Annotated in this window: 22 protein-coding genes; 12 read left to right on the top strand and 10 right to left on the bottom strand. The window is 72.6% G+C overall.

Annotated elements, in window-relative coordinates; genetic code table 11:
* From G6G98_RS14235 to G6G98_RS14220, 4 genes are all read left to right on the top strand, one after another.
* Nucleotides 1-4,575 (top strand): ATP-dependent helicase, encoded by a 4,575-nt coding sequence (locus G6G98_RS14235; protein WP_164234357.1) that lies wholly within the window; start codon nucleotides 1-3, stop codon nucleotides 4,573-4,575.
* Nucleotides 4,576-4,596: 21 nt separating this feature from the next.
* Nucleotides 4,597-5,370, top strand: coding sequence for an EI24 domain-containing protein (locus tag G6G98_RS14230; protein ID WP_164234356.1), 774 nt, complete (start codon nucleotides 4,597-4,599; stop codon nucleotides 5,368-5,370).
* Nucleotides 5,370-6,143 carry an Fpg/Nei family DNA glycosylase gene (locus G6G98_RS14225; RefSeq protein WP_164234355.1) on the top strand — a complete coding sequence of 258 codons (774 nt, stop codon included), beginning with the start codon at nucleotides 5,370-5,372 and terminating at the stop codon, nucleotides 6,141-6,143. Before G6G98_RS14230 ends, G6G98_RS14225 begins: the two co-directional genes overlap by 1 nt.
* Before the next feature lie 80 nt (nucleotides 6,144-6,223).
* Nucleotides 6,224-6,631 carry a transferase gene (locus G6G98_RS14220; RefSeq protein WP_067354060.1) on the top strand — a complete coding sequence of 136 codons (408 nt, stop codon included), beginning with the start codon at nucleotides 6,224-6,226 and terminating at the stop codon, nucleotides 6,629-6,631.
* Between the two features lie 153 nt (nucleotides 6,632-6,784).
* Here the strand turns inward: G6G98_RS14220 and G6G98_RS14215 are convergent, their stop codons facing one another.
* Nucleotides 6,785-7,204 (bottom strand): hypothetical protein, encoded by a 420-nt coding sequence (locus G6G98_RS14215; protein WP_164234354.1) that lies wholly within the window; start codon nucleotides 7,202-7,204, stop codon nucleotides 6,785-6,787.
* Nucleotides 7,205-7,283: 79 nt separating this feature from the next.
* Between G6G98_RS14215 and G6G98_RS14210 the strand changes: the two genes are divergently transcribed.
* From G6G98_RS14210 to G6G98_RS14200, 3 genes are read left to right on the top strand one after another with little or no spacing between them, the layout of a single operon-like run.
* The gene (locus tag G6G98_RS14210) at nucleotides 7,284-7,991 is read left to right on the top strand and encodes a helix-turn-helix transcriptional regulator (protein ID WP_164234353.1); all 708 of its coding nucleotides are present in this window, start codon (nucleotides 7,284-7,286) and stop codon (nucleotides 7,989-7,991) included.
* A 9-nt stretch (nucleotides 7,992-8,000) separates the two neighbouring features.
* Nucleotides 8,001-8,741 carry a LysR family transcriptional regulator substrate-binding protein gene (locus G6G98_RS14205; RefSeq protein WP_164234352.1) on the top strand — a complete coding sequence of 247 codons (741 nt, stop codon included), beginning with the start codon at nucleotides 8,001-8,003 and terminating at the stop codon, nucleotides 8,739-8,741.
* A 44-nt stretch (nucleotides 8,742-8,785) separates the two neighbouring features.
* A complete protein-coding gene (locus tag G6G98_RS14200; RefSeq protein WP_067354046.1) occupies nucleotides 8,786-9,502 on the top strand; it encodes a glutamine amidotransferase-related protein in 717 nt (238 codons plus the stop codon).
* A gap of 16 nt (nucleotides 9,503-9,518) precedes the next feature.
* Here the strand turns inward: G6G98_RS14200 and G6G98_RS14195 are convergent, their stop codons facing one another.
* Nucleotides 9,519-9,977, bottom strand: a complete 459-nt coding sequence (locus G6G98_RS14195) for a glutaminase (RefSeq protein ID WP_243842141.1) — start codon at nucleotides 9,975-9,977, stop codon at nucleotides 9,519-9,521.
* 74 nt (nucleotides 9,978-10,051) lie between these two features.
* Between G6G98_RS14195 and purU the strand changes: the two genes are divergently transcribed.
* Nucleotides 10,052-10,903, top strand: a complete 852-nt coding sequence (gene purU, locus G6G98_RS14190; RefSeq protein WP_164234351.1) for a formyltetrahydrofolate deformylase — start codon at nucleotides 10,052-10,054, stop codon at nucleotides 10,901-10,903.
* 30 nt (nucleotides 10,904-10,933) lie between these two features.
* Here purU and G6G98_RS14185 read toward each other — a convergent pair whose 3' ends face one another.
* From G6G98_RS14185 to G6G98_RS14155, 6 genes are all read right to left on the bottom strand, one after another.
* The gene (locus G6G98_RS14185) at nucleotides 10,934-11,974 is read right to left on the bottom strand and encodes an NAD(P)H-dependent flavin oxidoreductase (protein WP_067354039.1); all 1,041 of its coding nucleotides are present in this window, start codon (nucleotides 11,972-11,974) and stop codon (nucleotides 10,934-10,936) included.
* Nucleotides 11,975-12,267: 293 nt separating this feature from the next.
* Nucleotides 12,268-13,176, bottom strand: a complete 909-nt coding sequence (locus G6G98_RS14175; RefSeq protein ID WP_067354036.1) for an EamA family transporter — start codon at nucleotides 13,174-13,176, stop codon at nucleotides 12,268-12,270.
* A gap of 26 nt (nucleotides 13,177-13,202) precedes the next feature.
* Nucleotides 13,203-14,087: an SDR family oxidoreductase gene (locus G6G98_RS14170; protein WP_164234350.1), complete on the bottom strand. Its 885-nt coding sequence runs from the start codon at nucleotides 14,085-14,087 to the stop codon at nucleotides 13,203-13,205.
* Between the two features lie 99 nt (nucleotides 14,088-14,186).
* Complete coding sequence (locus G6G98_RS14165) at nucleotides 14,187-15,827, bottom strand: alpha-amylase family protein (RefSeq protein WP_164234349.1); 1,641 nt, start codon at nucleotides 15,825-15,827, stop codon at nucleotides 14,187-14,189.
* Nucleotides 15,824-16,783 carry a TIGR03885 family FMN-dependent LLM class oxidoreductase gene (locus tag G6G98_RS14160; RefSeq protein ID WP_067354025.1) on the bottom strand — a complete coding sequence of 320 codons (960 nt, stop codon included), beginning with the start codon at nucleotides 16,781-16,783 and terminating at the stop codon, nucleotides 15,824-15,826. Before G6G98_RS14160 ends, G6G98_RS14165 begins: the two co-directional genes overlap by 4 nt.
* Entirely contained in the window at nucleotides 16,780-18,291 is a 1,512-nt protein-coding gene (locus G6G98_RS14155) for an FAD-dependent oxidoreductase (RefSeq protein ID WP_164234348.1), read from the bottom strand. The genes G6G98_RS14160 and G6G98_RS14155 overlap by 4 nt, the downstream gene beginning before the upstream one ends.
* Before the next feature lie 225 nt (nucleotides 18,292-18,516).
* Here G6G98_RS14155 and G6G98_RS14150 point away from each other — a divergent pair, with 225 nt between their 5' ends.
* Entirely contained in the window at nucleotides 18,517-19,611 is a 1,095-nt protein-coding gene (locus tag G6G98_RS14150; protein ID WP_164234347.1) for a PfkB family carbohydrate kinase, read from the top strand.
* On the top strand, nucleotides 19,608-20,432 hold the full coding sequence (gene surE, locus G6G98_RS14145; protein ID WP_164234346.1) for a 5'/3'-nucleotidase SurE: 825 nt from the start codon (nucleotides 19,608-19,610) through the stop codon (nucleotides 20,430-20,432). Before G6G98_RS14150 ends, surE begins: the two co-directional genes overlap by 4 nt.
* Here the strand turns inward: surE and G6G98_RS14140 are convergent.
* Nucleotides 20,357-20,704, bottom strand: coding sequence for an ATP-dependent DNA ligase (locus G6G98_RS14140; RefSeq protein WP_067354019.1), 348 nt, complete (start codon nucleotides 20,702-20,704; stop codon nucleotides 20,357-20,359). The two genes, surE and G6G98_RS14140, sit on opposite strands and share 76 nt — an antisense overlap.
* An 83-nt stretch (nucleotides 20,705-20,787) precedes the next feature.
* Here G6G98_RS14140 and G6G98_RS14135 point away from each other — a divergent pair, with 83 nt between their 5' ends.
* Nucleotides 20,788-21,144 (top strand): hypothetical protein, encoded by a 357-nt coding sequence (locus G6G98_RS14135; protein WP_067354016.1) that lies wholly within the window; start codon nucleotides 20,788-20,790, stop codon nucleotides 21,142-21,144.
* 83 nt (nucleotides 21,145-21,227) lie between these two features.
* Nucleotides 21,228-21,815, top strand: coding sequence for an FHA domain-containing protein (locus G6G98_RS14130; protein ID WP_243842140.1), 588 nt, complete (start codon nucleotides 21,228-21,230; stop codon nucleotides 21,813-21,815).
* Here the strand turns inward: G6G98_RS14130 and G6G98_RS14125 are convergent.
* On the bottom strand, nucleotides 21,788-22,465 hold the full coding sequence (locus G6G98_RS14125; RefSeq protein ID WP_067355106.1) for a DUF6766 family protein: 678 nt from the start codon (nucleotides 22,463-22,465) through the stop codon (nucleotides 21,788-21,790). The genes G6G98_RS14130 and G6G98_RS14125 overlap by 28 nt on opposite strands.
* Nucleotides 22,466-22,476: the final 11 nt, after the last annotated feature.

Below are 22,476 nucleotides of genomic sequence, written 5' to 3'. Positions count from 1 at the left end.
ATGAGCGACGTGCTCGACCGCTTCACCCCGGCCACGCAGGACTGGTTCCGGGGTGCCTTCACCGCGCCCACACCGGCACAGGCGGGCGCCTGGGAGGCGATCTCCGCGGGCAAGCACGCACTGGTAGTCGCGCCGACCGGATCGGGCAAGACGCTGTCGGCGTTCCTCTGGGCGATCGACAGCGTCTTCCGGGAGCGGATGCAGCTGCCCGAGGCGCCGGTCGGCAAAGGCGCCTCGCGCACCCGCATCCTCTACATCTCGCCGCTGAAGGCGCTCGGCGTCGACGTCGAGCGCAACCTCCGCTCACCACTGATCGGCATCGGGCAGTCCGCTCGGCGGCTGGGCACCCTGGCGCCGGCGGTGACGGTCGGCGTGCGCTCCGGAGACACGACCTCGAGCGACCGGCGCAAGCTCGTCGCCGACCCGCCGGACATCCTCATCACGACCCCCGAGTCGCTGTACCTCATGCTCACCAGCCGCGCCGGTGAGACCCTGCGCGACGTGCACACGGTGATCATCGACGAGGTGCACGCCGTCGCGGCGACGAAGCGCGGCGCCCATCTCGCCGTCAGCCTGGAGCGGCTGGACGCCCTCCGCCGGAGTCACGGCCACGACGCACCCGCCCAGCGGATCGGCCTGTCCGCCACCGTGCGGCCGATCGACGAGGTCGCCCGGTTCCTCGGCGGCTCGGCGCCGGTCGAGATCGTCGCCCCGCCGGCGTCGAAGACGTTCGAGCTCGGGGTCGTCGTGCCGATGGACGACATGACCAACCCTCCCCCTCCGCCCGGCGTGACCGCTCCCGTCGACGGCGAGCCCGCGGAGTACACCGAGGTCACGGGTTCGGTGTGGCCGCACGTCGAGGAGGCGATCGTCGACCGCATCCTGGAGAACAACTCCACGATCGTGTTCGCGAACTCCCGCCGCCTCGCCGAGCGGCTCACCGGTCGGCTCAACGAGATCTACTCCGAGCGAATCGGAGTCCCGGTTCCCGAAGCCGCCGTGCCGGCCGCCATGATGGCGCAGGCCGGAGCCACTGCCGGCGCCGACCCCGTGCTCGCCAAGGCGCACCACGGCTCGGTGTCGAAGGAGCAGCGCGCGCAGGTCGAGGAGGAGCTGAAGTCCGGCATCCTCCGCTGCGTCGTCGCGACGAGCAGCCTGGAGCTCGGCATCGACATGGGCGCGGTCGACCTCGTCATCCAGGTGGAGGCGCCGCCGTCGGCGGCATCCGGTCTGCAGCGGGTCGGCCGCGCCGGACACCAGGTCGGCGAGATCAGCCGCGCCGCCCTCTTCCCCAAGCATCGCGGCGACGTGCTGCACACGGCGATCGTCACAGAGCGGATGCTGGCCGGCAAGATCGAGGCGATCCAGGTGCCGCGCAACCCGCTCGACATCCTCGCCCAGCAGACGGTCGCGGCGAGCGCCCTCGGCGAGATCGGGGTCGAGGAGTGGTTCGAGACGGTCCGCCGCTCCGCTCCCTTCCAGTCGCTCCCCCGTTCCGCCTACGAGGCGACCCTCGACCTGCTCGCCGGCCGCTTCCCCTCCGACGAGTTCGCCGAGCTCCGCCCCCGGCTCGTCTGGGACCGCGACGCCGGCACGCTCACCGGGCGCCCGGGAGCGCAGCGCATCGCCGTCACCAGCGGCGGGACCATCCCCGACCGCGGCCTCTTCGGGGTCTTCGTCGCCGGCGAGGGAGCAGGGCGACGGGTCGGCGAGCTCGACGAGGAGATGGTCTACGAGTCGCGCGTCGGCGACGTGTTCACCCTGGGCACCACGAGCTGGCGGATCGCCGAGATCACCCATGACCGTGTGAACGTGATCCCCGCCTACGGGCAGCCGGGCAAGGTGCCGTTCTGGCACGGCGACGGCATCGGACGCCCCTATGAGCTCGGCGAGGCCCTCGGCCGGTTCTCGCGGGAGGTTGCGGCGGCAGCCCCGGAGAAGGCCGCCCAACGGCTCATCGAGGCCGGCCTCGACGAGAAGGCCAGGGCGAACCTCATCGCCCACCTCACGGAACAGCGCGAAGCCACCGGCACCCTCCCGACCGACCGCACGTTGACGGTCGAGCGCGGTCACGATGAGGTCGGCGACTGGCGCGTGATCCTTCATTCCCCGTACGGCATGAAGGTGCATGCCCCCTGGGCGCTGGCCATCAACGCCCGCGTCCGCGAGCGGCTCGGGGTCGAGGGCTCCGCGGTCGCGAGCGACGACGGCATCATCGTGCGCATCCCGGATGCCGAGGCCGAGCCGCCCGGCGCCGAGCTCTTCGTCTTCGACCCCGACGAGCTCGAGCACCTGGTCACGGAGGAGGTCGGCGGCTCCGCGCTGTTCGCCTCCCGCTTCCGGGAATGCGCGGCACGCGCGCTGCTCATGCCGCGCACGAACCCGAACCGGCGCTCCCCGCTGTGGCAGCAGCGGCAGCGCTCTGCGCAGCTGCTCGAGGTGGCCCGGCGGCATCCCACCTTCCCGGTGATCCTGGAGACGCTGCGCGAGGTGCTGCAGGACGTCTACGACCTGCCCTCGCTGCGCCGGCTCGCCACCGCGATCGCCGACCGGCGCATCCGCCTCGTCGAGACGCAGCCCGCGCAGCCCTCCCCGTACGCGCGGGACCTCCTGTTCGGGTACGTCGGGGCCTTCATGTACGAGGGAGACTCGCCGCTCGCGGAGCGCCGGGCCGCCGCGCTGTCGGTCGACCCCGCCCTGCTCGGCGAGCTGCTCGGCACCGTCGAGCTGCGCGAGCTGCTCGACCCCGAGGTCATCGCGCAGTTCGAGCGGGAGGCCCAGCGGCTCGACCCCGAGCGGAGGGCTCGCGGACTCGAGGGCGTCGCCGACCTGCTCCGGATGCTCGGGCCGATGGATGCCGAGGAGGTGGCGGCCCGTCTCGAGGAGCCGGGTGAGGCGGCCGCGCACCTCGACGCCCTGGTGACCGCCCGGCGCGCGATCCCTGTGACGATCGCCGGCGCGCACCGGTTCGCCGCCATCGAAGACGCCGGGCGCCTCAGGGACGCCCTCGGCGTCGCCCTGCCCACCGGCATCCCGGTCGCCTTCCTCGAACCCGTCGCGGACCCGCTCGGTGATCTCGCCGCGCGTCATGCGCGCACGCACGGGCCGTTCACGACGGATGCCGTCGCCACCCGCTTCGGGATCGGCACCGCGGTCGCCCGGCACACCCTGCAGCGGCTCGAGACGGCCGGCCGGGTCACCAGCGGCTACTTCCTCCCCGAAGCGGCGGGCTCGGCGGACGAGATCGAGTGGTGCGACACGGAGGTGCTGCGCCGGCTGCGGATGCGGTCGCTGGCCGCGATCCGCGGCAGCGTCGAGCCGGTCTCCCCGGAGGCGTACGCGCGCTTCCTCCCCGACTGGCAGCACCTGAACCGGCCGCTCGAGGGACTCGACGGGGTGCTCACGGTCATCGAGCAGTTCGCCGGGGTGCCGATCCCCGCGAGCGCGTGGGAGTCATTGGTGCTGCCCTCGCGGGTGCACGACTACACCCCCGCGATGCTCGATGAGCTCACCGCCGCCGGCGAGGTGGTCTGGGCGGGCAACGGCACCCTTCCCGGTCGCGACGGCTGGGTGTCGCTGCACCCGGCGGACCTCGCGCCGTTCATGCTCCCCGACCCGGATGCCGAGATCGCCGCCGACTCCCTCGAGGCGCGGCTCCTCGCCACGCTGCAGGCCGGCGGCGCCTACTTCGCGGCGCAGCTCAAGGAGATGACCGGGGCGGAGAACGAGCAGTCCGTGCTCGAGGCGCTGTGGGCGCTGACCTGGTCGGGGCGCGTCACGAACGACACGTTCGCCCCGATCCGATCGCTGCTCGCCGGCGGCTCCCAGGCGCACAAGGTCACCCGGCGGGCGCCCCGGGCGCGCACCTACCGGGGCATGTCACTCGCGCGCTCGACCCCGCGGCCCACATCGATCGGCGGGCGCTGGTCGCTGCTGCCCGGCGTCGAGACCGATCCGGCGCGACGCGCCACCGTCACGGCGGGTCTCCTCCTCGACCGCTACGGCGTCGTCACCCGCGGTGCCGTGCAGTCGGAGGGGGTTCCCGGCGGATTCGCGCAGGCCTACCGCGTGCTCGCCGGATTCGAGGAGGCCGGGCACTGCCGACGCGGCTACGTGATCGAGAAGCTCGGCGCGGCGCAGTTCGCGGCATCCGCCACCGTCGACCGCCTCCGCACCTTCGCGGGCCTGGCCGACCCTCCGCCGCGGAAGGCGGTCACGCTGGCCGCGACCGACCCCGCGAACCCGTACGGCGCTGCGCTGGGCTGGCCGCGTCGCGAGGGCGTCTCCCACCGGCCCGGCCGCAAGGCCGGCGGACTCGTCGTGCTCGTCGACGGCGCCCTGGTGCTCTACCTCGAGCGCGGCGGCCACACCGTGCTGTCGTTCAGCGACGACGGGGAGACGCTGCGCGCCGCGGCGTCCGACCTCGCGGTCACCGCTCGCGCGCGTCGCCTGGAGACGCTCACCGTCGAGAAGGTCAACGGCGAGGGCGTCTACGGCACCGAGTTCGCCCTGGCCCTGCAGGAGGCCGGCTTCGTGGTCACCCCGCGCGGCTACACGCTCCGCAAGGGCGTCTGAGCGAGCACATACCCTGGACCCATGATCAGCGAGTTCGGCGCCGGCATCCGCACGCTCCTCCGCGGCTTCGCACTGTGGCGCACGAGGCCGGGGCTGATGAACCTGGGCCTGGTCCCCGCCGTCATAGCCCTCGTCGTGCTCGGGGCGACGCTCGTGCCGCTGTTCCTCGGCCTCAGCGCGATCACGGCCTGGGCGACCCCGTTCGCGGAGGAGTGGCCGGCCGTCTGGCAAGGCCTGCTGCGCGCGGCCGTCGGATTCGTGATCGCCGCGGCGGCGATCGCACTCGCCAGCGCCGTGTTCACGGCGCTGACCCTCACCATCGGCGACCCGTTCTACCAGCGGATCTGGCGCGCGGTCGAGACCGACCTCGGCGATCCGCCTGCGTCGGACGGCGGTGGCTTCTGGTCGGCGGTCGGGGAGGGACTCCGGCTGGTGATCCTCGGCATCCTCGTCGCGATCGTCGTGCTGCTCATCGGACTCGTCCCGCTCGTCGGCGGCGTGCTGGGCTCCGTGCTCGGCGTGGTCCTCTCCGGCCGGCTGCTCGCGCGCGAGCTCACCGGACGCTCGTTCGACGCCCGCGATCTCAGCCCCGCCGACCGCGCGGCGCTGTTCGCGGGCAGCCGCGCCCGGGTGCTCGGCTTCGGCGTCGCGACGCAGCTCTGCTTCCTCATCCCCGGCGGCGCGGTCGTCGTGATGCCGGTCGCGGTCGCCGCCTCCACGATGCTCGCCCGCGACATGATGGCGCGCGCCCCGCTCGCCACCCCGCAGACGCCGCCGCCGTCCGGAGCCGTCTGATGCCAGAGGGCGACACCGTCTTCCGCACCGCCCGCCGCCTGGACGAGGCGCTGGCCGGTTCCGCGGTGACGCGCTTCGACCTGCGCGTGCCCCGCGCCGCGACGGTCGACCTGACCGGGCAGACCGTGCACGGCGCGGCCTCGCGCGGGAAGCACCTGCTGCTGCGCATCGGGGACAGCACCCTGCATTCGCATCTGCGCATGGAGGGCGCCTGGTACGTCTACCGGCCGGGCGAGAAGTGGCGGCATCCGGCGTTCAGGGTGCGGGCGATCGTCGGCACGGCGGAGCGCGAGGCCGTCGGCGTCGACCTCGCCGAGGTCGAGGTGGTGCCCACTCGCGACGAGGAGCAGCTCGTCGGCCATCTCGGCCCCGATCCGCTCTCCGCGGACTGGGATCCCGCCGAGGCGGTGCGGCGAGTCGGCGCCGATGAGCGCAGCATCCATGTCGCGCTCCTCGACCAGCGCAACGTCGCAGGCTTCGGCAACGAGTACGCGGCGGAACTCCTGTTCCTGCGCGGGATCCTGCCGACCACGCCGACCCCGCGGGTCGACGTCGCGGCCCTCATCGACCTCGGCGTGCGGACCATCCGCGCCAACCGCGACCGCGTCGACCGGACCTTCACCGGGGTCAACCGCCCCGGGCAGACGACCTGGGTGTACGGGCGCGCAGGACACCCCTGCCGGCGGTGCGGAACCCTGATCCGCAAGGGCGCGCAGGGCGCCGATCCGGCCCGCGAACGGGTCACGTTCTGGTGCCCGACCTGCCAGCGCTGAGCCACATCCCGGCTCGGGAATGAATCATCCCCCTCCGTGGTTGTTGCTATATCCGGAGAACTCCGGACACGGGAGGAATCGTGGGCAAGAACTACGTCGACATCGAGAACGACCAGGGCGGGACGCTGCGGTACCGCAAGCACGCCAACGGCCGCGGTCTCGTCGCGCATGGCGCGAAGGTGCATCCGAAGGCGCACATCGAGGCGGGCGCCTACATCGAACCCGGCGCGCGCGTCGGCGCCGGGGCGACCGTCGCCCGCGGCGCGTGGATCGATGCGGATGCCGTGATCGGCGAAGGCGCGCACATCGACGCGCACGCGCACATCGGACAGGGCGCCGCCGTCGGTGACGGCGCGCATGTCGGTGTCCGCACCGAGGTCGGACCCGGCGCCCGCATCGCACGCGGCGCCCGGATCGGCGACGACGAGACCGTCGCCGCCGGACTCACGGTCGCGACCGACCGCAAGGGACTCTGGCTCGCCGCCTGAGGCCCGCACACCGGGAACCTTCCCGGAGCAACCTGAAGAACAGTCTTCTGCGAGACCGGGCCCCCAACCGGTCCGCAGAAGTCGGGCCGGCCGCAGTGTCGCGCACCGACCCCGCGGCGACGCGCCGTTCCCCAGCGGTGCGCCGCCGCCTGCTCAGTGCGCTGCGGGCTTCGGCCGCGCCGACGCCAGGCGGGCCAGTGCGAGAGCGCCGATGAGCAGCCCGAAGTCGCGCAGAGCGACGTCGAGGTAGCCGCCGACGCTGACCAGGCTGATGATGATGCCGAACAACCACGCGGCCACCAGGTAGCCGCCGAATCGCGGCAGGAATGCCACGACGACGCCGGCCACGATCTCGATCGCGCCGACGATCAGCATCGCGGTGCGTGCATCGCCGGGGATGATCGCGTCCATCCACGGAGCGAGATAGCGCTCCCAGTCGGGCGTCAGAACCCGCACGAACTTGTCGAGTCCGAACAGGATCGGCGCGACCGTGAACACGGTGCGCAGGAGCAGGAAGGCCTGCCTGTTCCCGTCCTGCGTCAGCGGAAGGCGGGTCTCGGTTCGAGTGCTCATGAACTCATCCTTTCTATAAGAGAATGATCCACACGATAGAAGCCCTTGACTCTAAAAACAAGAGCTTTATCATTTAGAGGTGGCCACTGACACGACGACGGATGCCGCCCGCATCGGCGCCCTCGCGGACCCCATCCGCGAGGCCCTGTATGCGCATGTCGCGAGCCATGACGACGCAGTCGGCCGCGACGCTGCGGCTGCCGCCCTGGATCTGCCCCCGCACGTCGCGAAGTTCCACCTCGACAAGCTGGTCGAGGCAGGCCTCCTCGACGTCGAGTTCCGGCGCCTCAGCGGCCGCACGGGTCCCGGGGCCGGCCGCCCGTCGAAGCTCTACCGCCGCGCGGCAGGCACGGTCGCCGTCTCACTCCCGCCGCGCCGCTACGACCTCGCCGGCCACCTCCTCGCCCGCGCCATCGAGCGATCGGCCACCGGAATCCCGCTCGACGACGCGATCGCCGCGGTGGCCCACGAGGAGGGCGAGCGCATCGGCGCCGGCGGCACGACCGACGTCGACGGCCCCGAACTCGATCGCCTCGGCGGGGTGCTCGCTGCCCACGGCTACGAGCCGCGCATCGCCCAGGAGCGGATGCTGCTCGCCAACTGCCCCTTCGATTCGCTCGCACGCGAGCACACCGGCCTCATCTGCGCGATGAACCATGCGTACGTGCGCGGCGTCGCCGACGGTCTCGGCTGCAGCCATCTGGAGGCAGACCTCGACCCCGGCGAGAACCGGTGCTGCGTGACAGTGCAGCGCACCGGCGCAGCGCCCGTCCAGAGCGCCCGATAGCCTTGCCCTATGGCAGGGCAGGGACGGAAACCGGGTCGCGGATCCGGGCGGGGCGCGCCGGCGCGTCGCGGCAAGGCTGCGCCCGCGGCGCGAGTTCCGGCACGGAGACCGCAGAAGAAGGCCGAGAAGGTCGTCTTCGACGCCCCCGCACCGGACGCGGACGAGCCGCGGACGTTCCGGCTCGGCGTGGTCCCCGGCGCGACCCCCGGCAAGTGGATCGACGCCTGGAAGCAGCGGATGCCGCAGGTGCCCCTCGAGCTCGTCCCCATCGAGGTCGCGGGACAGCGCGAGGCGATCGACGAGGTCGACGCCGCCCTGGTGCGACTGCCGCTGCACGACGACGCACTGCACCTCATCGCGCTCTACGAGGAGATCCCGGTCGTCGTCGCCTCGATCGACTCACATCTTCTCGCCGCCGAGGAGCTGACCGTCGAGGACCTCGAGGGCGAGGTCGTCATCGCGCTCAGCGATCCGGCGCTCCGCCCCATCGACATCCTCGGCGCCATCGCTCCGCGCTTCGACCCGATGCCCACCGCCGACGCCATCGCGACCGCGGCATCCGGAGCCGGCATCGTGATCGTGCCGATGTCGCTGGCCCGCCTGCATCACCGCAAGGACGCGGACCGCCGCCCTCTCGCCGGCGGCCCAACCTCCACGGTGGCGCTGGCCTGGCGCCGGGACCGCACCACCGTCGACGTCGAGACGTTCGTGGGCATCGTGCGCGGGCGCACGGCGAATTCCTCTCGATGACGTCGCCCGAGGCGGCCCCGTCGCGGTCTCGTTAGAATCTCCGGATGGCCTCGCTTCTCTACGTCAGCGTGCGCCCGGAGACCGGCGCGGCGGATGCCGAGCACGCCTCGTTCCGGCGCGCTCTCGGCGCCGACGTCGTCGACCGCCTCGATCTGCTCGACGGCCCCCTCATCGAGTCGCGGCTGGACGGCTACCGGGGCCTCGTCGTCGGCGGCTCCCCGTTCAACGTCAGCGACACCGCGAAGTCGGCGGTGCAGCGGCGCGTCGAGGCCGATCTCGAGATCATCGCCCGCCGCGCGATCGACGGGCGGGTGGCGGCGTTCTTCACCTGCTTCAGCATCGGCGTCGTGACGCGGATGCTCGGCGGCGACGTCGGCACGGGCTCCCCGGAGGCGGCGAGCGCCGCGGTCATCCGCACCACCCCCGAGGGCGACGCCGACCCGATCTTCGGCCCGAGCGGCCCGGCGCTCACCGTCTTCACCGGCCACAAGGAGAGCGCGGTCGCCGTTCCCGACGGCGCGACGCTGCTCGCCACGAACGACGCCTGCCCCGTGCAGGCCTATCGCGTCGGCACGCATCTGTACGCGGCGCAGTTCCACCCCGAGCCGACACCGCGCGACTTCGCCGACCGGATGACCTTCTACCGCACGACCGGCTACTTCGACCCTGAGGAGTTCGACCTCGTGCAGGGGCAGGTGCTCGCAGCATCCGTCACCGAGGGCGCCGCGCTGCTCCGCCGGTTCGCACAGCGCTTCGCCTGAGCACCGGCCTCCGGGTTCAGCCGCGCAGCAGGTCGATCCGCTCGTCGAGGTAGGCCGCCAGCGGCATGTACCCGCCCGCCGTGCTCCATCGCACCTGCGGCACCCCGTCGAGCAGGGCGAGCGGTCCGGACGAGCCGCCCGCATCCACGGCATCCACATCGATGACCGTCCAGCCCACGTGCACGACCTCCCCCGCGGCGAATCCGCCGCGCAGCGCCTCCTGTCGCCGCGCCGCGCGCTCGCGGGCAGACTCGGCGGTGTACCCGCGGCGGCCGGGGTCGGCGGCTCGGAGCACCTCCGCGGTCGCCAGCGCGCGAGTGCCGGTGAGCAGCAGCACGCCGAGGTGCCAGGCCTCCCCCACGCGCACGATCCGGCGGCCGCGCCAGCGCGACTCGCGCTCCTCGCCGAGGCCCTCGCGCGGCGCGCCGGCCAGAGCGGCGCGTGCGGCATCCATCAGGTCGGCGGCGGTGTCCACGTCTCCAGGGTAGGAGCCGATTCGCCCGGTCGCCGCATCCACGGCAGAATCGATGCACACCCCGAGGAGCGCTCATGTCCCAGCCCGATACCGCCCGCCTGCTGATCGCGTGCGACGACCAGCCCGGCATCGTCGCCGCCGTGGCCGGCGTGCTCGCCGAGCACGGGGCGAACATCATCTCGCTCGACCAGCACTCCACGGATGCCGAGGGCGGCCGGTTCTTCCAGCGCACCGTCATCCACCTCCCCGGCCTCGCCGCGGCGCGCACCGCTCTCGAAGCCGACCTCGAGGTGGTGGCCGTGCGCTTCGGCATGGAGTGGTCGCTGCACGACACGTCGCGCCGCAAGCGCGTGGCGATCTTCGTGTCGAAGTACGACCACTGCCTGATGGAGCTGCTGTGGCGGACGCAGCGCGGCCAGCTCGACATCGACATCACGATGGTCGTCTCGAACCACCCCGATCTCGCCGAGGCCGTGCGCTCCTTCGGCGTGCCGTTCGTGCACATCCCGTCCGGAGACAAGGCGTCGATGGAGGCTCGTCAGCTCGAGCTGCTGCAGGGCAATGTCGACCTCGTCGTGCTCGCCCGATACATGCAGATCCTCACCGACGACTTCATCGAGCGCCTCGGCGCCCCGGTGATCAACATCCACCACTCGTTCCTGCCGGCGTTCATCGGGGCGAACCCGTACGCACGGGCCAAGGACCGCGGGGTGAAGCTGATCGGCGCGACGGCGCACTACGCCACGGCCGACCTCGACGAGGGGCCGATCATCGAGCAGGACGTCACCCGGGTGACGCACTCCGAGTCGGCGGCAGAGCTGCAGAGCCGCGGCGCCGACGTCGAGCGCCTCGTGCTCGCCCGCGCCGTGCAGTGGCACGCGGAGGACCGCGTGATCGTGCACGGGCGCTCCACCGTCATCCTCTGACGGGCCACGCCGCCCCGGTGTTCGCGCGACTCACACGGGCACGCCGGCGACCAGCTCCTCGAACACGTCGGCGGCGGCGTCCCTCGTGGCGAGGGGCGCGGCCTGCCCCATCCACAGCGACTGCAGCTCGCCGAGCCCCCGCTGGCCGGCCGCGGTGCGGAAGCGACCGGTCAGCCAGTTCTGCATCGGGAACGGCGCGATCGTCCCGCTCGCCTCGATCGCCCGCACCGCGCGGTTGCGGGCGCCCCGTGCGAGGCGCCCGCTCATCGCACGGGTGAGCACGGTCTCGTCCGCCGCCGTCGAGCGGATCGCGGCGCGGTGGACGTCGTTCGCCGCGGACTCCGCGGTGGCGAGGAACGCGGTGCCCACCTGCACGCCGGAGGCCCCGAGGGCGAAGGCCGCCGCGACGCCTCGACGGTCGGCGATGCCCCCGGCCGCGATCACGGGCACGCCGACGGCGTCGACCACCTGCGGCACCAGCGCGAACGTCCCGACGAGGGATTCCTCGGCCGGACGCAGGAAGGACACCCGGTGACCGGCCGCCTCGGCACCCGTCGCGACGACGGCGTCGACGCCTGCCTCGGCGAGCGCGACGGCCTCGGCCACCGTGGTGGCGGTTCCGACCACTCGGATGCCGCGGCGGTGCGCCTCGTCCACCACCCCCGCCGACGGGACGCCGAAGACGACGCTGAGCACGGACGGCGCTGCGTCCCAGATCGCCTCGAGCTGCTCGGCGAGCGGCGGAAGGTAGCGCTCCGGACGCTCGGGCACCTCCACCCCCACGGCCTCGTAGAACGGCTGCAGCGCCTGCGCGAAGATCGCGTGCTGCGGGTTCGGCTCGGCCTCATCACCGGTCGGCAGCCAGATGTTGACGCCGAACGGGCGGGACGTCGCGGCCCGGAGCTCGGCGATCGTCGAGCGGACGCGGTCGCCGTCGTAGCCGTAGAGCCCGTAGGATCCGAGCCCGCCGGCCTCGCTCACCGCGGCCGTCAGTCCGACGGAGGACAGACCGCCGAACGGGCCGAGGAGGATCGGATGCTCGATGCCGAGGAGGGTCTGCAGATCGCTCATACCCCGAGGCTACGCCCGCCCGCGAGGTCGCCGGCGGACACCTGTCAGGTCGGAACCCCGGATGCCGGCCGAACCCGGCGATCCCACCCGACAGGTGTGCATTCGATCCGGCATCCGTGCCGGAATCCTGACTCATCGACGCGCTGCACCACCTCACGGCGGTGTTCGCGGTGTTCCTCCCGCTCGCGGCGGCGCTCTACCTCACGGTGACCGTGGCCTGGACGCTCGTCCAGCGGGCGCTGCTGCGCCGGCGGTACCCGCTGCCGTCGACGGCATCCGCGCGATGATCCCGGTCAGTCCGGCAGCGGGATCGGCGCCGTGAACGGCCCCTGCTCGCGGCGCTCCCTGCGCACGCCGAGCGTGGTGCCGACGCTCGCCGCGATCACGAGGCCTATCGCGAGCATCCGCAGCACCGTCGCCTCCTGGCCGAGGATCAGCCAGCCGGCGAGCGTCGCGAACGCGGGCTCCAGGCTGAGCAGCACGCCGAACACCCGCTGCGGCAGACGGCGCAGCGCGGCGAGCTCGAAGGAGTACGGGATCACCGAGGCGAGCACGGCGGTGAGCAGCGCCAGCACGAGCAGTCGCGGATCCCCCGCTACGACGACGGCGCCGGGGATCCCGACCGGGAGCAGCAGGATCGCCGCGACCATGAGTCCGACCGCGAGCCCGCTGTTCCCCGGGATCAGCGCGCCGACACGGGCGCTCATGCGGATGTACATGGCCCAGAACCCGGCGGCGATCAGGATGAAGAGCACGCCGAGCGGGTCGAGCGGGTCGGCACCGATCATGCCGTCCGCGCCGAGCAGCGCCATGCCGGCGAGGGCGACCCCGACCCAGACCGCGTCGGCGAGGCGCCGGGTGAGCACGGCCGCCAGCACGAGCGGGCCGAGGAACTCGATCGCGACGGCGGGACCGAGCGGGATGCGATCGATCGCGGCGTAGAAGAATCCGTTCATCCCCGCCAGGGCGATGCCGAAGAACGCGGCGGCGGTCCACTGGCCGCGATTCCACCCACGCGGACGCGGACGCACGATGACGAGCAGCAGCAGCGCGGCGATCGCGACGCGCAGCGCGGTGACGCCCCAGGGGCCGAGCACGGGGAACAGCTGCGCGGCGACGGCGGCGCCGAAAGGCAGAGAGGCGCAGGAGCCGACGACGAGCGCGACGCCGACGAGGGGACGGGACGACGCTGCCTGCTGCACCCCTCCAGCCTAGGGGCCGCCCGCGGTCAGAGGTGCTTGCCGCCGGTCACCGCGAGCACCGCTCCCGACACATACGACGACTCCGCGGAAGCGAGGTACACATACGCGCCGGCGAGCTCCGCCGGCTGTCCCGCACGGCCGAGCGGGGTGTCCGCGCCGAAGGTGGCCAGCCGCTCGGCATCCCAGCCGGTGGCGGGGATCAGCGGCGTCCAGATCGGGCCAGGGGCGACCGCGTTCACGCGGATGCCCTTCTTCCCCGCCTCCTCGGCCAGGGCCTTGACGAAGGCCACCTGCGCCGCCTTCGTCATCGCGTAGTCGATGAGTCCCGGCGACGGCTGGAACGCCTGGACGGATGCCGTCACGATGATGCTCGCGCCGGGTTCGAGGTCCGGATAGGCGGCCCGCGCGGAGAAGAGAAGACCCGCGAGGTTCGTGTCGAACACCCGCCGCATCCGCTCGGTGCTGAGCGACTCGAAGCCTTCGATGTCGTGCTGGTAGGCGGCGTTGAGCACGAGCACGTCGAGGCCGCCGAGCGTGCGCCTCGCCTCGTGCACGGCCTCGGTGGCGAAGGCCTCGTCGCGCACGTCGCCGGCGATGCTCACGCCGGTGCGCCCGGCCTCGCGGACGAGGGCGAGCGTGTCGTCGGCGTCCGCCTGCTCCGAGGGCATGTGCACGATCGCGACGTCGGCGCCCTCACGGGCGAAGGCGATGGCGACCGCGCGGCCGATGCCGGAGTCGCCGCCGGTGATGAGCGCACGCCGGCCCTCGAGGCGGCCGTGCCCGACGTAGCTCTCCTCGCCGTGGTCCGGCTCCGGTCGGGTCTCGTCCGTGAGTCCCGGCTGGTCCTGGTGCTGGGCGGGGAAGCCCTCCGCGCGGTGCGCGTGCCGGGGGTCGGGGATGTTCGCGGTCATGGCTCTCCTCCGTGACGGTTCCGTTGGCGTCCCCCGAGCCTCTCCGGTCGCGACGCCGTGCGGCCAGGGGGTTGACACGGGCGCCGAGGGCCTCGCCCCTCAGCCTCCGTCCACGACCCGCAGCCACCGGTACCCGTAGGCGTCGAGGTCGATCGCGAAGCCGTCGCGTCCGGCGACCACGGGCGGCGCCGACGACAGGAGATCGTCGAGCCTGGTGCCGCCCACGGCCCCGGCGCGCAGCGAGACCCGGCAGGGCTCGTCGCCGAAGTTGTGCAGAGCGAGGAAGACCGCTCCGCCCGCGCCGAGCGTGTGCGCGAGGACGGCAGGGGCGTCCACGTCGAGCACCGCGACGGAGCCCCATGCGATCTCCGGCGCCTCCCGGTAGCGGGTGATGAGCATCCGGAGGAAGGACAGCAGGGAATCAGGGTCGCGCTGCTGCTCGTGCACGTTCACGTGCTCCGGCCCGTACCCGCTCTCCGCCAGCTCCCTCCGCCGGCGGGACACCGGCGCCGTCGAGAAGCCGCCCTTGCGCTCGGGGCGCCACTGCATGGGGGTGCGCACCGCCGTCCGGTCGCCCAGCCCCGGCACCTCCCCCATGCCGATCTCCTCGCCGTAGAAGAGCGCGGGGGTGCCCGGCAGGGCGAACATCAGGCTGTACGCCATCCGCAGCCGCCGCGGGTCGCCGCGCAGCATGGGGGCGAGGCGGCGCACGATCCCGCGGCCGTAGACGCGCTGCCGCTCGTCGGGAGCGAGGTCCTCGAACACCTCCTGCCGCTCGTCCTCGCTGAGCTGATCCAGGGTGAGCTCGTCATGGTTGCGCAGGAACATCGCCCAGCCCTGGCTCACGTCCACCTCCGGTCGTGCGCGCAGCACGGCCGCGACGGGCCGGGCGTCATGCCGCACGAAGGAGAGGAAGCACGCCTGCATGGTCTCGAAGTCGAACTGCAGATCGAGCTCCGCTCCCTTCTTCCCGAAGTAGTCCAGCTGGGCCCTGTGCGGGAGATTCACCTCGCCGAGCAGCGCCGCACTCCCCTGGCGGCGCTTGACGAAGCGGTGCAGCTCACGGAGGAAGTCGTGCGGGTCTGCCGTCTCCGGCCCTCCCGGATGCTGGATGAGGAACGGCACGGCGTCGATCCGGAAGCCGTCCACGCCCAGCTGCGTCCAGAAGCCGATGATCCGAGCGATCTCGGCGCGGACCGAGGGGTTCGCGAGGTTCAGGTCCGGCTGATGCCGGTAGAAGCTGTGCAGGTAGTACTGGCCGCTGCGCTCGTCCTTCTCCCAGACGCTGTGCTCCTCGCCCGGGAACACGAGGTTCTTCGCCCCGCGCGGCGGGCGGTCGCGCCACACGTAGTAGTCGCGGTAGGGGGAGGAGGGGGAACGGCGGGCGGCGACGAACCACGGATGCCGGTCCGAGGTGTGGTTCACCACGAGGTCGACGATCACGCGCAGGCCGCGACCGTGGGCTATTCGCAGGAGCTCGACGACGTGCCCGAGATCGCCGAGCCGGGGGTCCACGCCGTAGAAGTCGGTGATGTCGTAACCGTCGTCGCGGTCGCGCGTGGGCTGGAAGGGCATCAGCCAGAGGCAGGTGATGCCGAGGTCCGCCAGATAGTCGACGCGGTTCGCGAGCCCCTCGAGGTCGCCCACGCCGTCGCCGTCGGAGTCCTGGAAGGTCTCCACGTCGAGGCAGTAGATCACGGCGGTGCGCCACCACAGGTCGCTGGTGTCCGCGGGTCTCACAGCCGGCTCCGCAGCGCCGGGAGCAGCTCGGACTCGCACCGCCGGAGAAACGCCGCCTGGTCGGTGCCGACATGGTGCAGGTACACCTCGTCGAACCCGCCGGCGGCCTCGGCGATGCGGCGCGCCACGTCCTCGGCATCGCAGCCGATGAGCACCGCACTCCTCAGCTTCTCCTCGGTGGGATCCGCGAGGGCCTCGAAGTCCTCGGGCTGGCGCAGGTCCCACATCCGGTCCGCGGGAGCCGTGGCGTGCACCCACTGCTCCTGCGCGACCTGCAGTGCGCTGTCCTCCGAGTCCTCCAGACTCAGGTGCAGCTGGAGCACCGTCGGACCGAGGCCCGACGCCTGCCGGTAGGCGGCCCGCACCTCCGCTGTCGCGGCGGGGTCGGATCCCACGGTGATCAGCCCGTCCGCCCACTCCGCCGCCCACTGCGCCGTGCCCGGGCTCACCGCGGCGCCGAGCAGCGGCGGCGGCGAGGCCGGCAGACTCCAGATCCGCGCCTCATGCACCCGGATGCGGGCGTCCACGCTCACCCGGTCTCCCGCGAGCAGGCGGCGGATCACGCTCACGCAGTCGCGCAGCCGCGCCTCCCGCTCCGCCTTGGGCGGCCACGGGTCGCCGGTGACGTGCTCGTTCAGGGCCTCGCCACTGCCGAGCGCCGCCCAGAAGCGTCCGGGGAACATCTCCTCGAGGGTCGCCATCGCCTGCGCCGTGATCACCGGGTGGTAGCGCTGACCGGGGGCCGTGACCATCCCGATCGGGAAGTCCGTGCGCGCCAGGGCGGCGCCGATCCAGCTCCATGCGTAGCCCGACTCGCCCTGCGCCCTGCTCCACGGAGCGAGATGGTCGGAGCACATGGCGGCGTCGAAGCCGACCGCTTCGGCAAGACGCACCGCGGTCAGGAGCATCCCGGGCGGGAGCTGCTCGTGGGAGGCGTGGTAGCCGATCACCGTCATGCGCTCCGCCCCTTCTGCGCCAGATTCCGCTGTGCCGGCCCCTCGAGCACCTTCCCGTCAGGGGCGAAGCGAGACCCGTGCAGCGGGCAGTCCCAGGTGCGCTCGGCGCTGTTCCAGCGCACGATCCCGCCGAGATGCGTGCACACGGCCGACACCGCGCAGACGCGGCCGTCGACCTGGCTCTCCGCGACCGGGGTGATCCCGCGACGGCGGATCCGCGCCCGCACGCCGTCACCGGCATCCGGGTACGACTGCTCCGGGTTCACCCAGCCGCGCGCCAGCCCCGCCGCCACGGAGGCGTTCGCCTTCACCATCTCCGCAGCGCCGTGACGCCCCGTGCTCAGCTCGGCGAAGGGCGCCGCCCAGGCGGGCGGATCGTCTTCGGCGTGTCCGGCGAGCGCCATCGCGGCGGCCACGGCGTTGGTCATCCCCCACTTGGCGAAGCCGGTGGCCGCGAGCACCCGGCCTGCGTGGCCGGCGACGCGGCCCATGAACGGGCGTCCGTTCGCCATGCGGTAGTCCTGCGCCGCCCACCACCGGGTCCGGCTCGCACCGGGGAACGTCTCCGTCGTCCAGCGGTCGATGGACGCCAGCCGCTCCGCGGTCTCGGGATCGCGTCCTGGCACGTAGGAGTCCCCGCCGACGAGCAGCAGCGTCTCGCCGTCCGCGCCGCGGGCGGTGCGCAGCGACCGGGTGACCGGGTCGGCCGACAGGTACATGCCTTCGGGCGGATCGATGCCGTCCGGCAGCCGGTAGGAGACGACGAACTGCCGCGACGGCGTGAGCTGTGCGAAGAACGCGTTCCGGTCGAGGGCGGGGAAGCCGGTGGTGAGGATGAGAAGTCTGGTCCGCATCGTGCGCCGCGGCGTCTCGATCACGAGCCCCTCGGCCTCGTCGTGCACGGCCGTCAGCCGGCAGTTCTCCACGACGGCCGCTCCGTGCCGCCGGGCGTCACGGAGCAGCTGCGCGAGAACGGCCATGGGATGCAGCTGCGACTGGTCCGGCAGGGAGAGAGAGCTCGTCACCGGGAACGGGAGCCCGATGTCACCGGGCCCCTCCAGCCGCGCGCTGATCCCGGCGAGGGCGCAGGCGGCGGATTCGCGGCGCAGAGCCTCGTCGCCCTCGGGGCCGGTGGCGTAGGTGTATGCGGTGCGCCGCTCCTCGGCGCCGGTGCCGTGCAGGCGGTCGCGGAGCCACAGCTGGGCGTGCTCGTTCCCCTGCGCGTAGGCGCGCAGGGTCGCGGGTCCAGAGCCCTCCAGCACGGCGCTCAGCGTCGTGCCCTGCAGCAGGCTGAGCTTCGCGGTGCTGTCGCCTGTGGTCCGCGCGCCCACGCGATGCGCCTCCAGGAGCGCGACCCGGTGACCGCGGCTGCTCAGCATCAGGGTCGTGGCGGCCCCGGCCAGCCCGGCGCCGACGACGACGACGTCGGCGTCGATCGGCAGGTCGGCATCCGTCTCGATCAGCGGAGACGTCTCCCGCCAGAGAGATCGCTCACGGTTCCCGTCCATCACCGGCCTCCGTTCCTGTCGCGCCCTCGACGTTCCTGTCGCGCCCTCGGCGGACCGGGGGCCCGATCGCGATCCTCGCCGGGAGCGGCGGAGCACGGCAGGGGGTTGACAGCCCTGTAGGACGGATGCCGCGGTCGGTCAATCCCCTTCGGGGCCGTCCTGCCGCCCCGGTACCGTGCAGGCATCCGCCGGAACGAGGCCCAGGCCGCGAACAGGAGGTGCCAGATGAGCGATGTGACGATCTTCGCGCCGTCGCCGACCCTGACGGTCACGATCGAGGACCATCCGCAGGGATCGGAGATCCACGTCCACGCCGGGGGCCAGGGCGTCTGGCAGGCGCGCATGCTGCGGCGGCTGGACACGACCGTGACGCTGTGCTGCGTGCTGACCGGCGAGGTCGGCGTCGTCCTGCGGCATCTGCTCGAGGACGAGGAGATCGAGGTCGTCGCGATCGAGCGCTCCGGGCGCGGGTCCGCCTACCTGCACGACCGCCGCGGCGGCGAGCGGGTCGTGATCGCCGAGGAGGAGGGCGACCCGCTCGGCCGGCACGAGCTCGACGACCTGTACGGCGCCGTGCTGCGCACCGCCGCGGAGTCGAGGGTGGTGATCCTCAGCGGCCCCGCCGGCGAGACGGCGGTGCCGGCCGACGTCTACCGCCGTCTTGCGATCGACCTCCGCGACGACGGCCGCACGGTGCTCGCCGACCTGGCCGGCGACCGTCTGGACGCGGTCGTCTCCGGACGTGTCGACGTCGTCAAGGTCAGCCATGAGGAGCTCGTCGACGCCGGGCTCGCGGCGGACGATTCCATCCCCGCCGTCATGGCGGCGATGAGGGAGCTGCGCGCGCGCGGCGCCGGGGTCGTCATCGCCACGAGGGCCGCGGAGCCGCTGCTGCTGCTCGACGAGCACGGCATCGCCGAGGTGGTGCCTCCGAGGCTGGAGGAGAACGAGAGGCGGGGCGCGGGAGACTCCCTGACCGCCGGCGTGGCGGCCGGGCTGGCGAGGGGCGACACCGTGCGGGCGTCGATCGCACTGGGCGCGGCCGCGGGCGCGTTGAACGTCACCCGGCACGGACTCGGCACCGGTGACGTCGCGACGATCCTGAAGCTGCGCGAGGAGGTCGCCGTGCACGACCGGAGCGGAGGCGGGACGACGGATGCCGACGCCGGCGCGGTGAGCCCCGACGGGCTCGCCGCCCTCGCCGACCCCGGCCAGGCCCCGCCGTCGTCAGGGTCCGCATCCGCATCCGAGTCCGCATCCGCATCCGCATCCGCATCCGCATCCGCATCCGCATCCGCATCCGAGGAGGAGACGTCATGACCCGGGCACTCATCACCAACGATGACGGCATCGACGCTCCCGGGCTGAGCGCGCTGGCGCAGGCCGCGCGGGCGCAGGGGCTGGACGTCGTGATCGCCGCGCCCGTGCGGCAGTCCAGCGGCTCCAGCGCCTCCATCGTCGCGGCTGAGGAGGACGGTCGCGTGGCCGTCGACACGGTGGAGCTGACGGGTCTGGAGGGCGTCCCGGCTTACGCCGTGCACGCCGGGCCCGGCCTCATCGCCCTCATCGCCGCGCGAGGCGCCTTCGGAGCATCCGTGGACCTCGTGCTCTCCGGGGTCAACCACGGAGCGAACGTCGGGCGCGCCATCCTGCACTCCGGCACGGTGGGCGCCGCGCTCACCGGCGGCCTCAACGGCGCCCGTGCGGTCGCCGTGTCGCTGGACGTCGGCATGAAGCCGGACGTGTTCCACTGGGAGACGGCAGCGGATGCCGCGATCTCCCTGCTGCCCCTGCTCGAGCGGCGTCCCGCCGGCACGGTGATCAACGTCAACGTGCCCAACACCGCCGATCCGCGCGGCATCCGCGAGGCGCACCTCGCCCCGTTCGGCATCGTCCAGATGACCATGGCCGAGTCCGATGCGCAGTACATACGCCTCGCCGTGGAAGAGCTGCCGAACACGCCGGAGGAGGGCAGCGATGCCGCCCTCCTCGCAGGCGGGTGGGTCACGGTCACCGGGGTCGACTCGGTCGCGGCCTGCCCGTTCCCTCTCGACGAGCCCGCCGCTCAGAGCGGCGGCGTGACCGGCACCTCGCCCGTGCCAGGGGCCTCGCCGGCCTCCGGCGGCTCGGGGAGCAGGTAGAGACCGCTCGGGGCGTTGGCTGTGAACGCGAGCGCCTCGATCCAGGCCCGGTTGATCGCCGGCTGCCGGCTGCCGAAGTACTTGAAGACGAGCGAGCTGCCCGGCTGTACCCAGACGGTGGTCCGGCCGCCGCCGACGCTCGCGTCCTCGCGCCAGCTGAAGGGGAAGGGCTCGCCGCGGCGGAGCTTGGCGGTGATGACCAGCTGCAGGTGCGTCAGCGCGCGGTCCTCGATCTCGGTCTTCACATCTCCCTCGTAGATGAACTTTCCCATCCGGGCTGCTCCTCCTTCTGGCTCATGCATCGCGCCCCGACAGGGTCTGTCGGAACGGCGGTCCTATGCGTAGCGTAGGCCCTATGGGCATGCTGTATTACGACGATGCCCAGGAGCCGATCCCGATCGACGACCTGGCGCTCGCCCACCTGAAGGTGGTGATCGCCACCAAGCTGCGCCGGAACGAGAGCTTCACCCTGTCCTGGCGGCACCCTGAGGGCGATCCCGCAGGCAGATCGACGATCTGGCTGCATCCGTCGATCCCGCTGCGATTCGTCTTCGACGACCCCGTGCCCCCTCCGCTGCAGCCCGAGTGGATCACCGCGATGGCCAACTCCGCCAACTCCAGCGGCGGGATCACGCTCCTCACCGCCGACATGATCTCGAACGGCGAGGTCGACATCGGCACCCGGAACGCCAGCGACATCGACGCGAACTGAAGTCAACCCCCTCCGCGGAGCGCCGCGGGGCGCCTAGCCTCGTCATCTCGGAAACGCACACGACATCGAGGAGGCCAGGGCTCATGGACGCACGGCACATCGACGATCGACCCGACCACGGCTACACGCCCGGGACGACCCACGCGGCGTGGGGCGCCGGGAACCCGCACCTGCGGATCACCGGCGAGGACGAGGAGCGAGCGGAGTTCCCCCTGGAGGCGGACGTCGTCCGCATCGGCTCCTCGGACGGCTGCGACCTGCGCCTCGAGGGCACGGATGCCGTTCACGCCACGATCACCCACGACGACCGCGACGAGTACGTGCTGGAGCTGCACGGCGCCGGTGAGCTCAGCGCGAGCCCCGGTGTGGAGGCCACGCACGGCGGCGAGCGCACGGAGACGCTGCGCACGGGGTTCCGCTTCACGCTGGGACCGTGGACGCTCGTGTACGCGCGCGACGAGTTCGCCGATCACGGGCGGCCGTACGGCGGCCGGCTGGGCGGGGAGTACTCCGATCAGCCGCTGCAGCCGCCGCGTCCGGACTACTCAGGCGAAGCCGACACTCCGACAGGCGATCCCGGCACCGCCGGCGACGCGCATGCGGACCCGCGGACGGGCACGTCATCGGGTCCGCCCGCGGGGGCTCAGTCGGATTCCTCCGACGAGACGTGATGAGGGATGCCGACCGGCTTGGACTCCGCCGAGCCTCGCTGGCGGAGGTAGATCGAGAACGCCACCATGGTGCCCACCGCGAGGAACTCGGACTGCCAGTTCTGCAGGGTGCGATCCCAGAAGTCCGGTGAGGCGAGGTAGTCGGTCCAGCCGATCGCCGCGGCACCGTGCATCGCGTTCTCCTCGTTGAGCACGACGAGTCCGCCCAGGGACTGCGCGAACCAGGACAGCAGGAAGATCGCCCCCATCACGAGGAGCAGCGAGTTGCCGAACACGAACGTGCGCCATCCTCCCGCCCGCGCCCACCGCGGGGAGTCGGGGCGGGCGTGGGCGCCGACGAGCTGGTCGGCGTCGCTTCCCGGGCCCTCGTCGCCCGGCTTCTTCGACTCCGGCGAGCCGCGCTGCACGAACCAGATGGTCGCGGCGATGAAGAGGAAGAACTGCAGGAACTCGGACTGCCAGTTCTCCGCGACGTCGACGAGGAAGTCAGACGATGTGACGAAGGCGCCGAAGTCCGTCGGCGGGCGGCCGTGGTCCGCGAGCTCGGAGTTCGTCCGCAGGAAGCCGGCGACGGCCTGACCTGCCAGCGCCAGCACGAAGAGTGCGAGGAAGAACAGGCTCAGCGCGTTGTCCTTGAACGCTCTGCGCATCATCGCCCTCC

The sequence above is a fragment of the Microbacterium hydrocarbonoxydans genome (genome assembly GCF_011752045.1).
Taxonomy (GTDB): domain Bacteria; phylum Actinomycetota; class Actinomycetes; order Actinomycetales; family Microbacteriaceae; genus Microbacterium.
The sequence above is the reverse complement of the archived record's forward strand: the minus strand, read 5'-3'. Positions and strand labels throughout refer to the sequence as shown.